The organism is Prochlorococcus marinus subsp. marinus str. CCMP1375, assembly GCF_000007925.1.
In the GTDB taxonomy this organism is placed as follows: Bacteria; Cyanobacteriota; Cyanobacteriia; order PCC-6307; family Cyanobiaceae; genus Prochlorococcus_E; species Prochlorococcus_E marinus.
This window is the reverse complement of sequence record NC_005042.1, coordinates 139,235-157,507: the sequence shown is the minus strand read 5'-3', so window position 1 is coordinate 157,507 and position 18,273 is coordinate 139,235. Positions and strand designations below refer to the sequence as shown.

Here is an 18,273-nt window from a genome sequence, read left to right as displayed (position 1 = left end):
TTTGGCTTAGTCCGCGTAACAAAGTCAATCTTAACCAAACGTTTAAAATCATCTAAAAAACTACTTCATTCAACTACAAAAAACTTTCTTTAGAAACCCGAGTGACACGAACTAGCACTATCTATATCTGCCAAACATGTGGGGCAGAAACACGACAATTTTTTGGACGATGCAGCACTTGTGGGGAATGGAATTCAGTAGTTGAAGAAGTAATTTCCACATCAAATCTAAGACCTAAAAGGAAAGGGAGCAATCACTCAAATGAACTGTTAGACAATAGATCTCAACGAATATCTTCTTTACAGGAAAAGTCTGTTAAACGTATCTCAAGCGGATACAAGGAATTGGATCGAGTACTAGGTGGAGGCTTAGTTCCAGGCTCTTTAGTACTGATTGGAGGAGATCCAGGAATCGGCAAAAGTACCTTGCTATTGCAAAGTGCAACTGAAATGGCTCGTTACAAATCAATTCTTTATATCACAGCTGAAGAATCCAGTAATCAAGTACAACTTCGCTGGAATCGCCTTGGAAAAGCAGACTCTGATCTTCATTTACTTGCCGAGACAGATCTTGAAGCAATCCTCAATGAAATTGAACGATTTAATCCTGCTGTAGCAATAATCGACAGCATCCAAGCAATACACGATGAAACAATCGGGAGCACTCCAGGTTCTGTTACACAAGTAAGAGAATGCTCTGCAGCATTACAACGAATAGCAAAAGCAAAAAATATAACTTTATTAATTGTCGGTCATATCACAAAAGAAGGAATGCTTGCAGGACCAAAGGTTCTCGAGCATCTAGTTGATGCTGTCTTGACTTTTGAAGGAGATCGTTTTGCAAGCCATAGGATCCTTAGAACAATAAAAAATAGATTTGGCGCGACCAATGAACTTGGTGTTTTTGAAATGCAAGGCAAAGGGCTTATTGAAGTTAATAATCCAAGCGAACTTTTCCTAGACTCTGAAAATGCTCCAGGGATAGCAACCATTGTTTCCTGTGAAGGCACAAGACCTCTAGCAATAGACTTGCAAGCTCTAATTAATCAAACAAGCTATCCATCTCCTCGCAGAACAGCCACAGGGATAGAAACTAATAGGCTTCATCAAATACTTGCAGTAGTTGAAAAACATATGAATATTGCACTATCTCGTTATGATTGTTATTTGGCTGTTGCAGGTGGTTTAGCAGTTGAAGAGCCTGCTGCTGATTTAGGAATAGCAGCAGCGGTCATTTCTAGTTATAAAAAAACAGCGCTTCCAAAAGGAACAGTTTTGATTGGAGAGATTGGTCTTGGAGGGCAACTACGTTCAGTTGGTCAAATGCAATTAAGGCTTCGTGAGGCCGAAAGACTGGGTTTTAAAACAGCAATTATCCCTAAAGCAACCAACAAAGATTCATTATCAAAGCAAGAAGGCAAGATTGATATACAAGAAGTTTCGAATATAAATGAAGTATTTGAAATTGTCTTAAATATTAAAACCTGAATTGAAATTGCTTTGAATCTTACAAGTAAATATCAACTTTGCTTCTTCCTGTTGTTTTTAACCAATTTTCAATATCAAGATATCCCCCAGGGTATAGCCTCACTGCTTTAGTCCAAACCTCAGCAGCTTTATCAAACCAAATGTCACTCTCATCTTGTTTACCATTTTGCTGTAGTGCTCTGCCTCGTTTTTCATATATTAAGCCCATATTCTTAAGGCAAGATGGTTGCTTTGGATTTTGTTCTAAGGCTTTTTGATAAGTATCCAAAGCTTTGTCCTCATCACCATTACTCATATATATGATTGCCATATTCTTGAGTGTTTCGCCTCTATCAATAGCATTTTCTTCTAATTTGAGGCTCTCCTCATAATTTTCAAGCGCCTCAGAATAATCACCATTATTTTGAGCAGCAAAACCCTCACGATAATAAATGTAGGCTTGCTTTTCTTTTGCTGCAATCGGCATCATCTTGACTATCCCTTCTGCAATTACAGTGAATGCCTTATCAAGAAAATTGTCTTTGTTATTGCTGCTAGGCACGATGACTTACTTGAAACAGTTCTTATACCATCCTGCCCTTATTATTGATTTCTTGCTTAAAAGACTTAATTTTTTTTAAAAGCAAAAATATTTATTTCCAAAGACTTGTTAGCTTTAACGTATTAAAATTTAATTTGATCCTTGAGTAGGAGAAAAATTAGGTCTTCCAATAAATCCGTTTTCTTAACCGTAGAAGGAATGAAATGCGGAGGATGCGTTCTTTCAGTAGAAAAAACTCTTCTTGCTCAAGATAATGTTGAGTATGCAAGCGTTAATTTAATCGAAAGAACTGCCTTCATTGAACTAAAAAATCACACTGAAGATATTGAGGAAATTATAAAGGCACTTACAAATAAAGGTTTCCCTGCGCAAGAAAAAAAGCAATCAGGATCAGAATATGAAAATGAAATAGATCAAGCAAAAAATCCTTGGAAGCAATGGAATAAATTGCTAATACCATTGAGCCTACTCGTTCTATCAATAATTGGACATTTAGCTGAAGGAGGGGAAATAAATATTCCTGTTTTAGGGACTTTGCCATTCCATGCAAGTCTTGCAACTTTTGCATTATTTGGTCCAGGGCTAACAATATTAAAAAACGGATTCAAATCTGCTATTAACTTCACCCCAACAATGGACACTCTGGTTGGGATAGGGGTTGTCAGTGCTTATTTAACCAGTCTTAGTTCTCTAATTTGGCCAAGTGTTGGATGGCCATGTTTCTTTAATGAACCAGTCATGCTTTTGGGATTTGTTTTAATAGGGCGATTCCTAGAGGAACGTGCAAGATTTCGAACAGGCCAAGCACTTAAAGAATTAGCTCAATTACAACCTAATAAGGCAAGGCTTTTAAATAACGAAAATCAAATCAAAGAAATCAGAGTAGGCGCATTACAAGTCGGTGAAAAAATTGAAGTATTAGCCGGAGACAGAATCCCAATTGATGGAATTGTGCTTGAAGGAAGATCGTCAATTGATATTTCAAGCCTCACTGGAGAACCTTTACCTTTAACAGCAACTTCTGGGCAAGAAATTTCTGCAGGAACACTAAACTTAGATGGAACATTAATAGTTCAAGTTAATCGCATAGGAGCAGAAACAGCTTTAGCAAGAATTATTAGGTTAGTTGAGCAAGCACAAGCAAGAAAAGCACCTATTCAAAGTCTTGCGGATCAAGTTGCTGGGAAATTTTGTTATGGAGTAGTGGCATTGTCGATATTTACATTTATTTTCTGGTGGCAAATAGGTTCAAACTTATGGCCTGAGGTACTTAACAGCTCTGGTCAAGGATTAATTAATAGCCATGAACATATGTTGCATTCATCTTTTGGCTCAGAAGCTCAAACTCCTTTAGGTCTGGCAATTCAATTATCAATTGCTGTCTTAGTGATTGCTTGTCCATGCGCACTAGGCCTTGCAACACCAACAGTAATAAGCGTTGCTTCAGGTAAAGCAGCACAAAAAGGTTGGCTTTTTAAAGGAGGAGATGTTCTAGAAAAAGCTGCCTCAATTGATCAAATTATATTCGACAAAACAGGTACTCTCACAGTAGGCAGACCAGTGGTAACAGAAACTCTATTAACAACTGATAAAGATAAACTAATTCAAATAGCAGCAAGCATTGAAAATAATAGTAGACATCCAATCGCTTATGCAATTCTACAAAAAGCAGAAGAATTTAATTTACCTTTATTAAAGGCTTTTAATACCAAAAGTATTCCTGGAAAAGGAATTTTTGGGGAATTAGAAGGTATAAAAGGAATTGTACGTGTAGGAACAATTGAATGGGCTAGAAATGAAGGAGTTTCATGGAATAAAAAAACAGATCTTTATTTAGAAAGTATTACAAAAATAGGTAAATCAGTAGTTTCAATTTCCATTGATAAAGAATTAACTGGCATTTTAATTATTGATGATCAAATTCGTAATGATGCAAAATTTGCGATTAACCTATTAAGAAAACAAGGTCAAATCCTAAGAATAATGAGTGGTGATAGGAGAGAGGCAGTTTTAAGAATCGGGAATGAACTTGGGTTCGAATCTCAACTTTTAAACTGGCAACAATTACCAGAAGATAAATTAAAATATCTAGAAAATTTAAAAAATTATGGGAATATAGCGATGGTTGGAGATGGAATTAATGATGCACCAGCATTAGCAAGTTCTGATCTTGGAATCGCAATTGGCACTGGAACAGAAATAGCACAAGATTCTGCAGACTTAGTATTACTTGGAGACAGCCTGGAGGGAGTACCACAAGCATTCTCATTAGCTAAAAGAGCTATGAATAAAATAAAACAAAATCTTTTCCTAGCTTTTGGTTATAACATCATTGCATTGCCAATCGCTGCAGGAATATTATTACCACGTTTTGGAATACTTCTGTCACCTCCAATTGCTGCTTTTTTAATGGCTTTGAGTTCAATAACTGTCGTAATAAATGCACTTTATCTGAAAACATCATGAAAGGAATTTTCTTAGTACTTGAAGGAATAGATGGCTGTGGTAAAAGCACACAAATAGAACACCTTGCTCAATGGTTGCCTTTAAGTGGATTGATGCCATCAGCTGCAAAGTTATTCATCACACGTGAACCTGGAGGAACGCGATTAGGGAAATCATTAAGACAATTACTCTTAGGGACAAGCCCGACAGATGAATCACCTAAACCCCTTACAGAGCTTTTATTATATGCAGCTGATAGAGCACAACACGTAAGTCAAGTGATACAACCTAAAATCAACAATGGTGACTGGGTAATTAGCGATAGATTTAGCAGTTCAACCTTGGCATACCAGGGCTTTGGTAGAAGATTAGATAAATCATTGATAAAAGAATTGGAAAATATTGCAACTCAAGGAATAACACCAGATCTAACCTTTCTTCTTGAAATTCCAGTTTCTGAAAGCATTAAAAGAAGGGAAAATACACGCAAAGATAGAATCGAATCAGAAGGTGAGATATTTCTTAAGCGCGTTTCTGATGGCTTTTCCTATATAGCAAAAAATGATAACTGGCTTGTTATTCCTGCTAATCAAAAAAAAGACATAGTAAGTAAACAAATTGAAAATAAATTAATTAATTATTTTCAAAATATTTCCTCATTGAAAAATGAAAGATCTTAAAGAGCTTTTTAAAGAGTTTAAATATCAAAAGTTAGCAATAGAATTACTATCGTCTTCGCTTGAACAAGGTCGCGTTGCTCCAACATATCTTTTTAAAGGGCCTAAAGGAGTATTGCAAAAAGAAATTGCATTTCGATTTTTAGAAGGAATCGCTGATCAATCTATAAACAGCAAAAATATACGTAATCGTTTAATTTCAGGCAATCATCCTGACCTTTATTTAATTGAGCCAACATACTTAATGCAAGGGAATTTAATAAAGCAATCAGATGCAAAAAATGAAAGTTTTAAAAATCATATAGAGCCTCAAATTAGAGTAGAGCAAATAAAGGATTTAAAGGTATTTTTAAATAAGAAGCCAGTCGAATCAACATTAAGTATGGCTTTATTAGAGGATGTAGATACATTAAACGAATCAGCATCAAATGCACTTCTGAAAACAATAGAAGAGCCAACAAGTAGTGTCTTAATATTAATTTCATCTAGGCCAGAAAGACTATTAGATACAATTAAGTCTAGATGTCAAATCATCCCATTTAAGCCATTTGAGAATGATCTTCTTAATGAAATACTTATCAAGACTAATATAAAAAAAACATTGACCAATATGCACAAAGAACTGTTTTATTTATCAAATGGCTCTCCTTACTTATTAAAACAAAATTTAGAGATTATTGATGCGATACCAGAAAGCATATGGTTTAAAGTTGAAAGGCTTCCGATCAAGGCATTGGATGCTTTATTATTAGCAAAAGAAATTACAGAAAAACTAACTGCTGAGCAACAAATCTGGCTCATAAATTGGATGCAACAATATTATTGGATTAAAAAAACTAACTCAATAATAATAAAAAGGCTAGAACAGCTTAAGCTTCATTTAAAAAGTTATGTCAATCAAAAAATCGCCTGGGAAATTGCATTGATAGATCTAATTTAAATAATCCATTCCTAACACTTTTCCAAACATATTATGTCTCTTTCTGAGAAACCTTATTCAACACTAATTCTCGAAATTGTTTTATCTGTTCACCCTTAGGTAATTCCAAGCAATATCCAGCTCCATAAACTGTTTTTATAAATCTAGGCTTTCGAGGTTCTGGTTCAAGCTTTGTTCTCAGATGACGAACATGAACTCTAATAGTCTCAATATCATCATCAGGTTCATATCCCCAAACCTCTTTAAGTATTAATGAGGGTGCAACGGTTTGACCATGACGCTGAAGAAGGCAATGAAGCAATTCAAACTCTAAATGAGTTAATCGAACAGGGCATTCGAACCAAATGGCTTCAAATCTTTCAGGTACTAGTGTCATAGGTCCATAACTAAGAATTTCAGGGTGACCAGTACTGCCCAAAGGAGCACGATTAGTTCTCCTAAGTAAAGCTTTAATACGTACATGCAATTCTTCAAGATCAAAAGGTTTTGTTAGATAATCATCAGCGCCTGAATTAAAACCTGTAACCTTATCTTTTGTTGCCCCTAAAGCCGTAATCATAAGAATAGGGATAGAAGAAGTTCTTTCATCTCTTCTAAGCCTTTGACACAGAGTTAGACCATCTACGTTTGGAAGCATAAGGTCGAGAAGAATTAAATCAGGCTTATATTGCAGGGCCAAAGCTTGACCTTTTATGCCATCTTCAGCGACTTGAACATCAAAGCCTGTATGTTCTAGGTGACCTCCCACCAACTCTCGCATATCCTTGTCATCTTCTATTAACAAAATGCAAGGCTTCATTGGATTGGGCTCAAATAGTAATCACTAAACAACAATTTACTACACGGTTTCCTTTATTGATGGGTATTGTAGAAATCGCTACTTATTATTTTGAGATTAATTAGAAATATAAAAAAGATTTTGAGCTAATCTAATATTGCATAGTCATATTATTAATATGCAACTATCGATACGATGCGATAAGGATCCCAAGGATTTTTTGGTCTGGAAGCATCCGGAGAATACCCCTGGATATGGCTCGCAAATAATTGTACAAGAAACACAGAAAGCTATTTTGCTTAATTCTGGTGAATTGATAGGGACATTACCACCAGGTACATACCCAATTGAATCAAATAACATACCATTTATTCGAAAATTATTTCCTGGTGGTGAACAATCAATACCATATGATGTTTGGTTTATTACTAGTACCACTTCAACAGATTATAATTGGGGTACAAGTAACCCAGTCCAGATATTTGATTCAAAATATAATCTAAGTTTGCCTATTGGTGCCTATGGAAGTATAAGGTTGAGGATAAATGATCATCAAAGTTTTTTTAGGCAAATAGTTGGCACTGCTCAATCTTTTTCTCCAAAAGAATTGAGATCATTTATTCTTCCATATATTCAAAGTGAAATAACACAATCTATATCTGATATCTCACAAAAAAATGATGTTTTTAGGATTGCTTCTTCTACAAAATTACTTTCACATGCTTGTGGTGAAAGGTTAGCTTATCAATGGAAGTCCTTTGGTATTTATGCAGAAGATTTTTTTGTTGAAGGCATATCTATAATTGGAGACGACCCATCATTTGTTGAAGTTAAAAATGCTTTAGCAAAAGCAGCTTCTATAAAGATTAAAGGTGAGGCAATAGGCAATAATCGTGAAACTTATAGTTTAGAAAGAAGTTTTGATGTGCTCGAGAATGCAGCAGACAGTGATGGAGGAGCAGCAGCAGCTTTCATCGGTGCAGGTCTTGGTCTTGGTGCTGGAGCGAATTTATCCAATGTTATGAATCAGAACAACTTAAGTCAGAAAACATCCAACCCTCAGTCAACAAGCCCGGAAGAAAGATTGAATAAACTTAAGTCTCTATTAGATCAAGGATTGATTACAACTGAAGATTATGAAAATAAAAAATCTCAGATATTAAACGACATCTAATAAACAATATGAAATCAGCAATTCCTTTTACAATTTGTATATTAGCATTATTTTTTGTGCTTTTTGAAAATAATATATCATTAGGATTTATTCTCTTATCTGTAGCTCTAATAGAAAACTGTCTTACGCTAATTGGAATTAATTATCCCAATCAAAAAAAGTCTATTAAAGATTTTAGGTTTAAGTATGCAGCTTATGCTTCTAGAATATATTATCCAATAGCATTAATAATAACCTACTTTTTTTATATATATTTTCGGCAGATATACTCCAATAGTGATATATTATTTACCACATTAGTATTACTTTTATTTAGTATATTTAGGCTGGCATCGTTAGAGATTCTAGAATATTTAAATAAAAAAATACTTGTCAAGACAAGGAGTATAGATAATATTAAAACATCTCAAAATGAACTATCCAAACAAAAGATTTCATTGTTGGAAATTTTAAATGAATGCAAGTATTCAATAGATAAACATGAAGAAAAGAAGTTAATCCACAATATTATTAATACAATCGAATTCTCGTCAGTAAATATTGATCCCGCCTTAATAGGTCTGTGTAAGCAACTTCAAAGTGATCTGAAGAACGAGACTGTTTCTCCTTCCAGACTAAAAGATTCGCTCGCGAATATTGCCGATAGGCTTTAAAAGGCTTTTTCTTAAGAGATCTAGTCATTCTATATTATTCTAGAGTACACTTACTAAAGTCTTTAGGGTGTAATTCAATGGCAAGCAAGAGAGACAAAATCAATAATTACTTTTTCCGTGATTACTGGTTGTATTTAGTGATATTTATTGCTCTCCTTGGACTTGTAAGCATTGTCACGGTAATTGGCCCCATAATCTTTTGGGGCCTTGCTTATTGGGTATATAAAAAAAAGCTTTCATATACAGGAGGAGCGATGACAGATGCGCAAATTGAGGATGAATATAGGATCTTTGCTGAGTCCCAATACAAAGTAGCAAGAGAAGCCTGTGGAATAGATGAAAATATGTTAGTGCAATCTCCAGATTGGTTTTGGTTTGTATGGGATATAGAAGGTAATAACAAAAAATATCGTAAAGGTAAGGATAAAATTTTTAGAGCTGATACTAGGGGTATTTGTATTTTAAATTATGGTAAAGATCAAATTTTCTCTTACCATACCGCAAAAAATATACGCACAGGATTAGAAGGAGTTAATGATATGTCTGAATATTTTTATAATGATGTAGCTGGATTTGAAGTAACACAAAATAAAGTAATGACTCTTAAGACTACAGCCGGAGATGTTCATTATTATCTCAAAGGAGGTGGCTATGGGGGGGATACTGATACAGATACAAACACTAATGCTTTTAGTGCTTTAATGAATACTTTAGTTAAAGAGTCTGGCGATCATTCACGAGCCAAAACAGTTATAAATGTAACTAGGGCAATGCTCAGAGAGAGAAAATCTATTAAATAATAGATTGGCAATCTAATTAAACGGTGAAAAACTAATCTTATCATGAGTCAATGTAGATGTTGCGGCTTCACTAACAATCCAGGAATATTTTTTTGTCAAAAGTGTGACGTTAAACTAGGTGCAAGTTACGAAGCAAAGTATTCTACTAAAAACATTTCTTCTCCTGAAGAACTTGCTGATACTGAGAAAGAATTGTTCAAAAAAATAATAGATATGTCTAGGGAATTAAGAAAGGGAAGGTTTAATTTTTCAGGACTAGAGGACTTGATTGACTTGGAAGAAGATGTGCAAGAAACTAATAATGATCTACTTTTGTTTCGTTTTAGTGAATTAATCAATGAGCTTTTTTTTGATTATGTCATTCCTAAATCTGTTCAATTATTTGGACGTGTCCGCGATGTATTTGAAAGGAATATAGTCTCACAATAAGTTGGGTGAACCATGATTTCTCCTTTATGGAGAACTTCAACACTCAAGAGGCACTGCTGTCTGAATAACTTGCGAACACTTCACATACAAATAAATGTACAAAATCCTGTTTGAGCCTGTTTACTTGCCCTATCGCACACTCATCCAGCAAGAGAGCATCTAACGAAGCATTGTAAGAGCTGGCAAAAGAAGAGGATACTGGAAATTTGATAGTGTCCTGAATATGCATAAAACAGGTACTTCTTCCAGTTGAATCCTGACCTCAGAGGGTTAGACCTAGGTCAGCAGTTCAAGCACGATTGATCTTAAAAATAAGTGCTTGACTCAAACGGCGGGATCAAAATACCCCGCCCTTCTTCATGCCTTATTGCAACAAAAGAAATCCTCCCAAACACACTTCGAAAAATCCCCAACTTATCCTCAACACATTTATGGCATTTCTTACCTACCGTGAAATCTGGTGAACGATTCTTTTCGCTTAGTTCCAGTCATTACAAGACAACAAGTTTTCCTGAGTACTCAGGAAAACTTGTGAAGGTAAAAAACTCCCCGGGCGGGATTCGAACCTGCGACCAATCGGTTAACAGCCGATCGCTCTACCGCTGAGCTACCGAGGATTGCTCAAAGAGAACCTAGCCTTGATACCCCTCGCACGGCAAGTTACTTTAATTTCTCGATTACTTCAGCTCCTGAAAACCATTGTCCCAACCGCCCTTGTTCCATTATTGCAGCACCATCACAATATGTAAGCTCTTCAAGACGATGAGTGATCCAAAGAGCTGTAATTGGATCTTTTAAAGATTTTCTAGAAATTCTTCTTAAGATATCTAAAATAGATTTTTGACTAGATTTATCTAATAAAGCAGTAGGTTCATCTAGTAACAATAAATTTGCCTCACTTGCTAAAGCCCCGGCAAGAGCAAGACGTTGCTTCTGCCCACCGCTAAGGGTGTGAATAGGCCTATCTTCCATATCTGACAATCCAACTTGCCTGAGATGAAAAGCTATGCGTTCATTTCGTTGCTGAGTATTCAACTCTGGTGGAAGACTTAACAATAAATCACTAGCGCAACTAGGCAGAAGCAATTGATGATCTGGGTTTTGCAACATCAAAGCAGGTTTTAATGAACAAATAATTTGTCCACTTTGTGGAGCAATCAATCCACTAATAAGACGAAATAATGTACTTTTTCCGCTACCATTAGCACCCACTAGCATCCATAGCCCAGGGGTTGGAATTGAAAAACTACAATTATCTAAAGCCTTAGTCCCAGCCTTCCAAGAATAAGAAATATTGTTGAGAGTGAGACTATTGGTGCTACTTTGAGAACTCAAAATTTCTTTTGGATTTCCACCCATAGCACTTACTCATCAAAGGAAAAACCAGGCCGCCTATTACCTCCAGCTCCAGCTGTCTTTTCATACATTTGCACTGCCAAAACTTCACTGACCAAAACAGCAATTTTTTTATCTTCAACTTGTTCGCAGCTAATCTCCAACAATCTGGGATCTCCTTTCTTCAGTGACTCTTTCAATTGATTGTAGAGCGCCTTAGCGTCTTCTAACTTCTTACGCTGAACAGACAGCGGCAATGGACTCAATTTCAGAGCAAGCTCAATTAAATACACAGTAGTTTCTCAAACTGATTGATTTTATTGATTTTCGCTTTGAAATGAAAATAGTATGTAAATCAATCAAGTTAAAAGTCTCAAAAAGGCAACCTCAAAAAGGAAATTAATGCCAATAGCAAATGACATAACAAGCTTAGTGGGGCAAACACCACTAGTAAGACTAAATCGCCTCCCAAAAGCGTTTGGATGTAAAGCGGAGGTATTAGCAAAACTTGAAAGTTTTAATCCCACAGCATCTGTAAAAGACCGTATAGCAGGCGCCATGGTGGTTGAAGCTGAAAAACAAGGAACTATTAAACCTGGTGAAACTGTCTTAATAGAACCAACAAGTGGTAATACAGGAATCGCTCTCGCAATGGTTGCAGCAGCGAAAGGCTATCGATTAATTCTTACAATGCCTGACACGATGAGTACCGAAAGGAGGTCAATGCTTCGAGCTTATGGAGCAGAACTTCAACTAACCCCAGGGAAAGATGGAATACAAGGGGCTATCAACTTGGCCAAAGAATTAGTAGCTTCAATTTCGCATTCTTACCTATTACAACAATTTGATAATCCAGCTAATCCGCAGATTCATGAAGCGACAACCGCTGAAGAAATTTGGTCAGATTGCGAAGGAAAACTTGATGGCTTAATAGCTGGAATAGGCACTGGCGGAACAATTACTGGTTGCGCAAGAGTTCTAAAAGCTCGTAATCCTGCGCTAAAGATTTATGCAATTGAGCCCTCATCAAGTGCAGTACTTTCAGGGAAAGAGCCTGGCCCTCATAGCATTCAAGGAATCGGTGCTGGTTTTATTCCAAAAGTACTTGATATATCACTAATTGATGAAGTAATAGAGATTAATGATCAAGAAGCAATGGAAGCTGGGAGGAAACTTGCAAAAGAAGAAGGTCTCCTTAGCGGAATTAGTAGTGGCGCAGCTCTAGCGGCTGCTCTAAAAATAGGGAAAAGGCCCGAAATGGAAAATAAAAGGTTAGTGGTTGTTTTTCCTAGTTTTGGCGAGAGATATTTATCTACTTCTATGTTTAACAATCTTTCAACCAGCCAACCAAAGAAAGATGGATACATTTAGAACTCCTTAAGAAGTATTTATTCATGAAAGAAGACCCATATAAAATATTAGGAGTTTCTGAAAATGCTCCTTTTTCAGAAATAAAAGCTGCATATAGAAATTTAGCTAAAAAATATCATCCAGATGCTGGTGGTGACGAAGAAAAAATTCTCGCATTAAATGCAGCTTGGGAAAGCTTAAGAGATTCAACTAATCGAGAAGCTTATCAGAAACAAAGAACAAGTTCTAGAAAATCTACTAACAGTTTTAAAACCTCTAAAGCCGAAAGTTCTCAACAGGATCAAGCAATATCTCAATGGATAAAAATTGTTTATACTCCTGTAGATAGATTAATGGGAGAAATACTAAAGCCTTTCCCTCAACAGCTGAAAGAGCTTTCAGCTGATCCATATGACGATGAACTTATGGAAACTTTCTGTGAATATATAAATAAAAGTCAGAAAAAGATAAAAAAAGCGCAAGAGCTATATCAAACAATTCCCACTCCTAATTACGCAAAAAACTTTAGTTTAAATCTTTATCACTGCTTTTCACAAATACAAGATGGAATCAATGAATTAGATAGATATACAGCGGGATATGTAGAAAACTATCTTCACGATGGCAGTGAAATGCTTCGCAAAGCAACTGCGCAACGTTTACTTTTAAAAAAAGACAAGCATCACTTAGCAGCTTTCTAAATCCGTTTTTTTAAAATTAACTTCCTTCTGTCCATGCTTGTAATTGGTCAAGCCTTAACCAAACATCAGGTACTGGTCTTCTCCAGCGTACTTGTCCATAGTCTTGTTTAATAGCTACAAGTTCTCCAGGACCTTCGAAAATATATTCAGGAGAGGATTGATCGCTTGCTAAAGATTCAAGGCTATTCTTATATGCCTCAGGGTTAACACGCACCAAGGATCCTTTCTTTAAAGGTTTGGGAGCATTAGTTTCTATAGGAGAAGGGGTTACAGACATAACAATCTTTCAATTTAAAATACTCTGTATACAATCCAATTTCTAGCACTCTTTTTAGATCTATCAATAAATGAGGTTTTATGCGTTTACTTCTTCTTGGTTGTACAGGGTTTATTGGTTCTGAATTAGTTCCCAGACTAGCTAATTCCGGTCATCAGCTCACAGTTGTGAGTCGCAAAAGCAAGCGAAATATTCAACAAAAAAGAAATCTCAATGAAGTTAATTATTTAAATGCAAATCCTGCAAGTGCGAAAAGTTGGCAGGAAGACAGTCCGCTAATGAAGGCACTCGAAAATTCTGAAGGGGTAATTAATTTAGTTGGCGAACCAATCGCAAACAAACGTTGGACCCCCAAGCATTGCAAAGAGATAGAAAGCAGTCGCCTTAGGACAACAGAATATCTTGTGAAAGCAATTTCCAAGTTGAAAAAGCCACTAAAAGTAATGCTCAATAGCTCAGCAATAGGGTTTTATGGAACCAGTCAGACTGATGTTTTCAATGAAAACAGTCCAGCAGGACAAGATTTTTTAGCAAAACTGTGCTCCCAATGGGAAGCTATAGCATCAACTAAACCTACAAGGACAAGATTGGTAATAATCAGAACAGGAATTGTACTAGAAAAAGATGGTGGGGCATTAGGCAAAATGCTTCCTATTTTTCGAGCAGGATTTGGAGGTCCTATAGGTAATGGCCTCCAATGGATGAGTTGGATACACAGAACTGATCTATGTCAAATACTAGAAAATGCGCTTACAAACAACAGTTGGTCAGGGATCTTCAATGGAGTGAGTCCAAACCCTGTGTCTATGGGGCAGTTCACTAATCTTTTGGGAAAAACTCTTAATCGACCAAATCTCTTACCTGTTCCAGGCCCAATATTAAAAATATTGTTGGGCGATGGTGCCAAGGTTGTTCTTGAGGGACAACAAGTAGTTTCTAACAGACTGGCTCAGGTTAACTTTAAATTCAGATACCCTGAGTTAACTAATGCTTTAAAAGCGATTACTCACTCCTATTAAATAGATTATTCCCTAAATTGGATGTCTATTTAAATTAGAGAATCAGATGGTTTATAGATTGGGCAATACGCTTGGTTCCTCCTTTGGTCCCAAGCCTTAAGCCAGCCTGTTGATAACAAAGGCTCTGTAACTTATTGGCTTTAGTCATTCGATTGCATACCTCTAAAATTAAATGTGATGTGTCAAAAAAGATATTATTTCCCTCAGTAATGTTCGTCTCTGCACAGAACACTGTGGGACCAAGCAATCTTCTTTGAGCTTCAGCAAATGAAGACGTAAATTGAGGCCCTTTACCTGGTAATTGAATAACTGGTTTTGCAAGACCAATAGCCTGCTCAGTTGCCGTTCCAGCCATACAAAGAAAAGCGTCACTACTCTGCAACAGCTCTACAAAAGACTCTCTATGAACTTTTAACCAACAAAAGCCACTGCTTAAAGTAAAGGAATTACTTTGCAAAGAATGCTCAATTATATGCCAACCATTACTAGCAATTAATTCATTAAGATCTGAAGTGCTCAAAGCATCAACTAAAGCCATATCAAAACTAAAAGTTGTATTAGCAAAGATGGGTTTTGGCAAACACTTCAAAACTCGCAAAACCATCAACAAATTATTATCAAGCTCAGGTCGGCGACTGCCTGGCAATACGCCTAAGCGAAAAATTTTTTCTGGGAATTGTTTCTTAGGCGTTAAGACTGGATCCATAAATGGATTTCCAAAAAACACAACGGATCGATTCAATTGCTCACCAAGATCTTCAGCAGTAAGGTTGTCACGAGTATAAAGCTCTAAACACCGCCGACTTCTTAAGCAATTAGCAGCAGGCCATGGCAATTTTAATACGCCCTCATAATGACTTGAATAAGCAACCAGGTAGACAACAAAATCCTTACAGCTCATCCATGCAGCAAGTACTGGCAGTACATCTCCAACAACAATTAAAAGGTCATATTTCGATGAAGAAACCAGCAAACGAATAAAACTCCATAGCAAGTAGAAGTGTTGCCCCTGAAGAAGTTCTGTTATACGACCAAGAAAACTTGTATATCCCAATCCACCTGTGCTGAATTCTTTCCGCCTAACGTCTATTTTAATCCCGGCTTTCTTATAAGCATTACCTTTACCTACCAGAGGGAAAGCGTCAACATTATGACCTAACTGTTTAAGCTCAACAGCTAATAATGCTCCGGAAAAATCTTCTCCATGGCCATTACTTATAAGAAGTAATCGAGCCACATTAAAGATCCAACCATACCTGAATCTTTTTCAAAGCATCCCAATTAGGCTTACGATTCAGTCCATCTTCAATTGACTCTTTTAATTCTTCTTGCAACTCTGGAACAAGTAACAAGGCTCTTTTGACAAATTCAATATGTTCTCTTACTCCCTTCGAATTTGTTTCAAGCAGAGCAACACTTAAATTAATTCTAGATTGAGGGTCCTGGGCATTTAATTTCACCGCAATTCGAGCTGATTTAAGAGCTTCATATTGCTGATCACAAAGCAATTGTAGCCATGACAAACAAGTCCATCCAGAAGATTGGTTAGGTGCTGCATTAGTAATGCTTACAAAATCTTTTATTACCTCACTGGCATCTGCCCCAGATTTATATCTAGACATAGCACTATCAAAAAGGCTTTCATTTACTGAATCCATTAGATTACCAATAGTGAGTAAATTGTAGCTTTACATAGATATCTAAACTGCGAAAGAGCTACCACACCCACAAGTTTGTGTGGCATTTGGGTTAGTGAAATTAAACCCACCACCTATTAATTCATTACTGAAATCTAATTGCATTCCATAAATATATAAAAGACTTTTGGGATCACAAATCACTCGAAATGCAGTTCCATCAAATGGTTGATATTCATAAACTTCGTCCTCTTGCTCTATAGCATCTGAATTTACAAAATCCATCGTGTAACTCATCCCACTACATCCACCTGAACGGACTCCAACACGAAGCAACTGGTCAGACCCTTTTTCTTGGCAAAGTCGCGCCAACTGAACCATTGCAGCTTGGGTAATTAAAATACCTTTGCCATCATTTGCTGTATGAGTTTCGGTATTTGGCAAGGAAGAACCACTCATAAAATAGTTAGCTATACCATAACCTCACTTTATTAATAAACATTCAATTTTGTCTTCTACAACATTTCCTCTATTGTTAATGACATTACTAGACTGTTCTAAATAAAGCGATGCAAGTTGCGATAGTTGGCGCTGGACTCGCAGGACTTTCAGCAGCAGTAGATCTTGTAGATGCTGGCCATAAAGTCGATCTCTATGAAGCTAGACCCTTCTTAGGAGGGAAGGTTGGCAGCTGGGAAGACAATGAGGGTAATCATATTGAAATGGGTCTTCATGTCTTTTTCTTTAATTACGCAAACCTTTTTGCTCTAATGGACAAAGTAGGGGCAATTGATAATCTTTTAGCAAAAGAGCACACCCATTTATTTGTTAACAAAGGAGGAGATGTAAAATCTCTAGATTTTCGATTTGCTATTGGAGCTCCATTTAATGGATTAAAAGCTTTCTTCACTACTCCACAACTTAATTGGGTAGATAAATTGAGAAATGCTTTAGCACTAGGCACAAGCCCTATTGTTCAAGGTTTAATTGATTATGATGGAGCAATGAAAACAATTCGTGCTCTAGATAGCATTAGTTTTCAAAAATGGTTTTTAAGTCATGGTGGAAGCCTGAATAGCATCAAAAGGATGTGGAACCCCATAGCTTATGCACTAGGCTTTATTGATTGTGAAGCAATCTCTGCAAGATGCATGCTCACAATATTTATGATGTTTGCAGCAAAAACCGAAGCTTCCAAATTAAATCTTCTCAAAGGCTCTCCGCACAAATGGCTAACCAAGCCAATTCTTGAATATATCGAAGCAAGAGGAGGGCGCCTCCATTTGAGGCACAAAGTTAAAGAGCTTCGGTTTAAAAGTATTGATAATCCCGAGGTCACTGAAATGATTATGAATTCACCTGAAGGAGAAAAAGTAATTAAAGCTGACAAATATCTTGCTGCATGTGATGTACCTGGTATTCAAAATTTACTTCCCAAAGAATGGCGGATTTTCCCTGAATTTGCTGCTATCGACAAATTGGAAGCAGTCCCGGTAGCAACAGTTCAACTCAGATATGACGGATGGGTCACTGAACTAAAAAATCAAGCTGCTCAAAAAGATCTCGAAACTCCTTCTGGCCTAGATAACCTTTTATATACAGCAGATGCAGATTTCAGCTGTTTTGCAGATCTAGCTCTAACAAGTCCAGAAGATTATCAAAAAAAAGGACTTGGATCTCTACTTCAATGCGTTCTCACTCCAGGAGATCCTTGGATTCCCAAATCTACAGAAGAAATTGTTGCTCACACAGATTTGCAAGTTAGAGATCTTTTCCCATCAGCAAAAAATCTCAAATTAATTTGGAGTAATGTTGTCAAACTAACTCAATCTTTATATCGTGAAGCTCCGGGAATGGAACCATTTCGACCTAATCAATCTACCCCTGTAAGCAACTTCTTCTTAGCAGGAAGTTTTACACAGCAAGATTATATAGACTCAATGGAAGGGGCAACAATGAGCGGACATCTAGCCGCTTCTGCAATGCTTAACAAAGCAATCAAACTAGAAAAGAATTCATCTGTTAATTAA

At 36.5% G+C, this 18,273-nt stretch carries 20 protein-coding genes and 1 tRNA gene; 12 read left to right on the top strand and 9 right to left on the bottom strand.

Annotation, left to right across the window (positions count from 1 at the left end):
- The first annotated feature begins 101 nt into the window (after window positions 1-101).
- Window positions 102-1,487, top strand: a complete 1,386-nt coding sequence (radA, locus tag PRO_RS00780; RefSeq protein WP_011124310.1) for a DNA repair protein RadA — start codon at window positions 102-104, stop codon at window positions 1,485-1,487.
- A gap of 19 nt (window positions 1,488-1,506) precedes the next feature.
- Here the strand turns inward: radA and PRO_RS00775 are convergent, their stop codons facing one another.
- On the bottom strand, window positions 1,507-2,028 hold the full coding sequence (locus PRO_RS00775; protein WP_011124309.1) for a photosystem I assembly protein Ycf3: 522 nt from the start codon (window positions 2,026-2,028) through the stop codon (window positions 1,507-1,509).
- 141 nt (window positions 2,029-2,169) lie between these two features.
- On the opposite strand from PRO_RS00775, the gene PRO_RS00770 reads away from it, so the two are divergent.
- From PRO_RS00770 to PRO_RS00760, 3 genes are read left to right on the top strand one after another with little or no spacing between them, the layout of a single operon-like run.
- The gene (locus tag PRO_RS00770; protein WP_011124308.1) at window positions 2,170-4,494 is read left to right on the top strand and encodes a heavy metal translocating P-type ATPase; all 2,325 of its coding nucleotides are present in this window, start codon (window positions 2,170-2,172) and stop codon (window positions 4,492-4,494) included.
- A complete protein-coding gene (gene tmk / locus PRO_RS00765; protein WP_011124307.1) occupies window positions 4,491-5,153 on the top strand; it encodes a dTMP kinase in 663 nt (220 codons plus the stop codon). Before PRO_RS00770 ends, tmk begins: the two co-directional genes overlap by 4 nt.
- Window positions 5,140-6,090 (top strand): DNA polymerase III subunit delta', encoded by a 951-nt coding sequence (locus PRO_RS00760; RefSeq protein WP_011124306.1) that lies wholly within the window; start codon window positions 5,140-5,142, stop codon window positions 6,088-6,090. Before tmk ends, PRO_RS00760 begins: the two co-directional genes overlap by 14 nt.
- Before the next feature lie 31 nt (window positions 6,091-6,121).
- Here PRO_RS00760 and PRO_RS00755 read toward each other — a convergent pair whose 3' ends face one another.
- The gene (locus tag PRO_RS00755; RefSeq protein WP_011124305.1) at window positions 6,122-6,889 is read right to left on the bottom strand and encodes a response regulator transcription factor; all 768 of its coding nucleotides are present in this window, start codon (window positions 6,887-6,889) and stop codon (window positions 6,122-6,124) included.
- 136 nt (window positions 6,890-7,025) lie between these two features.
- Between PRO_RS00755 and PRO_RS00750 the strand changes: the two genes are divergently transcribed.
- The 4 genes from PRO_RS00750 to PRO_RS00735 all read left to right on the top strand — a co-directional run bounded on the left by PRO_RS00750 (window position 7,026) and on the right by PRO_RS00735 (window position 9,924).
- Entirely contained in the window at window positions 7,026-8,042 is a 1,017-nt protein-coding gene (locus PRO_RS00750; protein ID WP_164923197.1) for an SPFH domain-containing protein, read from the top strand.
- A gap of 437 nt (window positions 8,043-8,479) precedes the next feature.
- A complete protein-coding gene (locus PRO_RS00745) occupies window positions 8,480-8,695 on the top strand; it encodes a hypothetical protein (protein ID WP_164923196.1) in 216 nt (71 codons plus the stop codon).
- 77 nt (window positions 8,696-8,772) lie between these two features.
- Window positions 8,773-9,495 (top strand): hypothetical protein, encoded by a 723-nt coding sequence (locus PRO_RS00740; RefSeq protein WP_011124302.1) that lies wholly within the window; start codon window positions 8,773-8,775, stop codon window positions 9,493-9,495.
- Between the two features lie 42 nt (window positions 9,496-9,537).
- Window positions 9,538-9,924, top strand: a complete 387-nt coding sequence (locus PRO_RS00735) for a hypothetical protein (protein ID WP_011124301.1) — start codon at window positions 9,538-9,540, stop codon at window positions 9,922-9,924.
- Between the two features lie 545 nt (window positions 9,925-10,469).
- On the opposite strand, the gene PRO_RS00730 is transcribed toward PRO_RS00735, so the two are convergent.
- The 3 genes from PRO_RS00730 to PRO_RS00720 all read right to left on the bottom strand — a co-directional run bounded on the left by PRO_RS00730 (window position 10,470) and on the right by PRO_RS00720 (window position 11,552).
- A tRNA-Asn gene (locus PRO_RS00730) sits at window positions 10,470-10,541 on the bottom strand.
- A gap of 43 nt (window positions 10,542-10,584) precedes the next feature.
- Window positions 10,585-11,283 carry an ABC transporter ATP-binding protein gene (locus PRO_RS00725; protein WP_011124300.1) on the bottom strand — a complete coding sequence of 233 codons (699 nt, stop codon included), beginning with the start codon at window positions 11,281-11,283 and terminating at the stop codon, window positions 10,585-10,587.
- 5 nt (window positions 11,284-11,288) lie between these two features.
- The gene (locus PRO_RS00720) at window positions 11,289-11,552 is read right to left on the bottom strand and encodes a hypothetical protein (RefSeq protein WP_011124299.1); all 264 of its coding nucleotides are present in this window, start codon (window positions 11,550-11,552) and stop codon (window positions 11,289-11,291) included.
- 109 nt (window positions 11,553-11,661) lie between these two features.
- On the opposite strand from PRO_RS00720, the gene cysK reads away from it, so the two are divergent.
- Together cysK and PRO_RS00710 are read left to right on the top strand one after the other, a co-directional pair.
- A complete protein-coding gene (gene cysK / locus PRO_RS00715) occupies window positions 11,662-12,630 on the top strand; it encodes a cysteine synthase A (protein ID WP_011124298.1) in 969 nt (322 codons plus the stop codon).
- 23 nt (window positions 12,631-12,653) lie between these two features.
- Window positions 12,654-13,310, top strand: coding sequence for a J domain-containing protein (locus PRO_RS00710; RefSeq protein WP_011124297.1), 657 nt, complete (start codon window positions 12,654-12,656; stop codon window positions 13,308-13,310).
- 16 nt (window positions 13,311-13,326) lie between these two features.
- On the opposite strand, the gene PRO_RS00705 is transcribed toward PRO_RS00710, so the two are convergent.
- Complete coding sequence (locus tag PRO_RS00705; protein WP_011124296.1) at window positions 13,327-13,587, bottom strand: NAD(P)H-quinone oxidoreductase subunit O; 261 nt, start codon at window positions 13,585-13,587, stop codon at window positions 13,327-13,329.
- Between the two features lie 80 nt (window positions 13,588-13,667).
- On the opposite strand from PRO_RS00705, the gene PRO_RS00700 reads away from it, so the two are divergent.
- A complete protein-coding gene (locus PRO_RS00700; RefSeq protein WP_011124295.1) occupies window positions 13,668-14,606 on the top strand; it encodes a TIGR01777 family oxidoreductase in 939 nt (312 codons plus the stop codon).
- A 34-nt stretch (window positions 14,607-14,640) separates the two neighbouring features.
- Here the strand turns inward: PRO_RS00700 and PRO_RS00695 are convergent, their stop codons facing one another.
- Genes PRO_RS00695 through PRO_RS00685 form a run of 3 tightly spaced genes read right to left on the bottom strand, consistent with a single transcriptional unit; the run spans window position 14,641 to window position 16,702 of the window.
- Window positions 14,641-15,843: a lipid-A-disaccharide synthase-related protein gene (locus tag PRO_RS00695; protein WP_011124294.1), complete on the bottom strand. Its 1,203-nt coding sequence runs from the start codon at window positions 15,841-15,843 to the stop codon at window positions 14,641-14,643.
- Between the two features lies 1 nt (window position 15,844).
- Entirely contained in the window at window positions 15,845-16,264 is a 420-nt protein-coding gene (locus PRO_RS00690; protein WP_011124293.1) for a hypothetical protein, read from the bottom strand.
- Window positions 16,265-16,306: 42 nt separating this feature from the next.
- Window positions 16,307-16,702, bottom strand: a complete 396-nt coding sequence (locus tag PRO_RS00685) for a HesB/IscA family protein (protein ID WP_011124292.1) — start codon at window positions 16,700-16,702, stop codon at window positions 16,307-16,309.
- A 110-nt stretch (window positions 16,703-16,812) separates the two neighbouring features.
- Between PRO_RS00685 and zds the strand changes: the two genes are divergently transcribed.
- Entirely contained in the window at window positions 16,813-18,273 is a 1,461-nt protein-coding gene (gene zds / locus PRO_RS00680) for a 9,9'-di-cis-zeta-carotene desaturase (RefSeq protein WP_011124291.1), read from the top strand.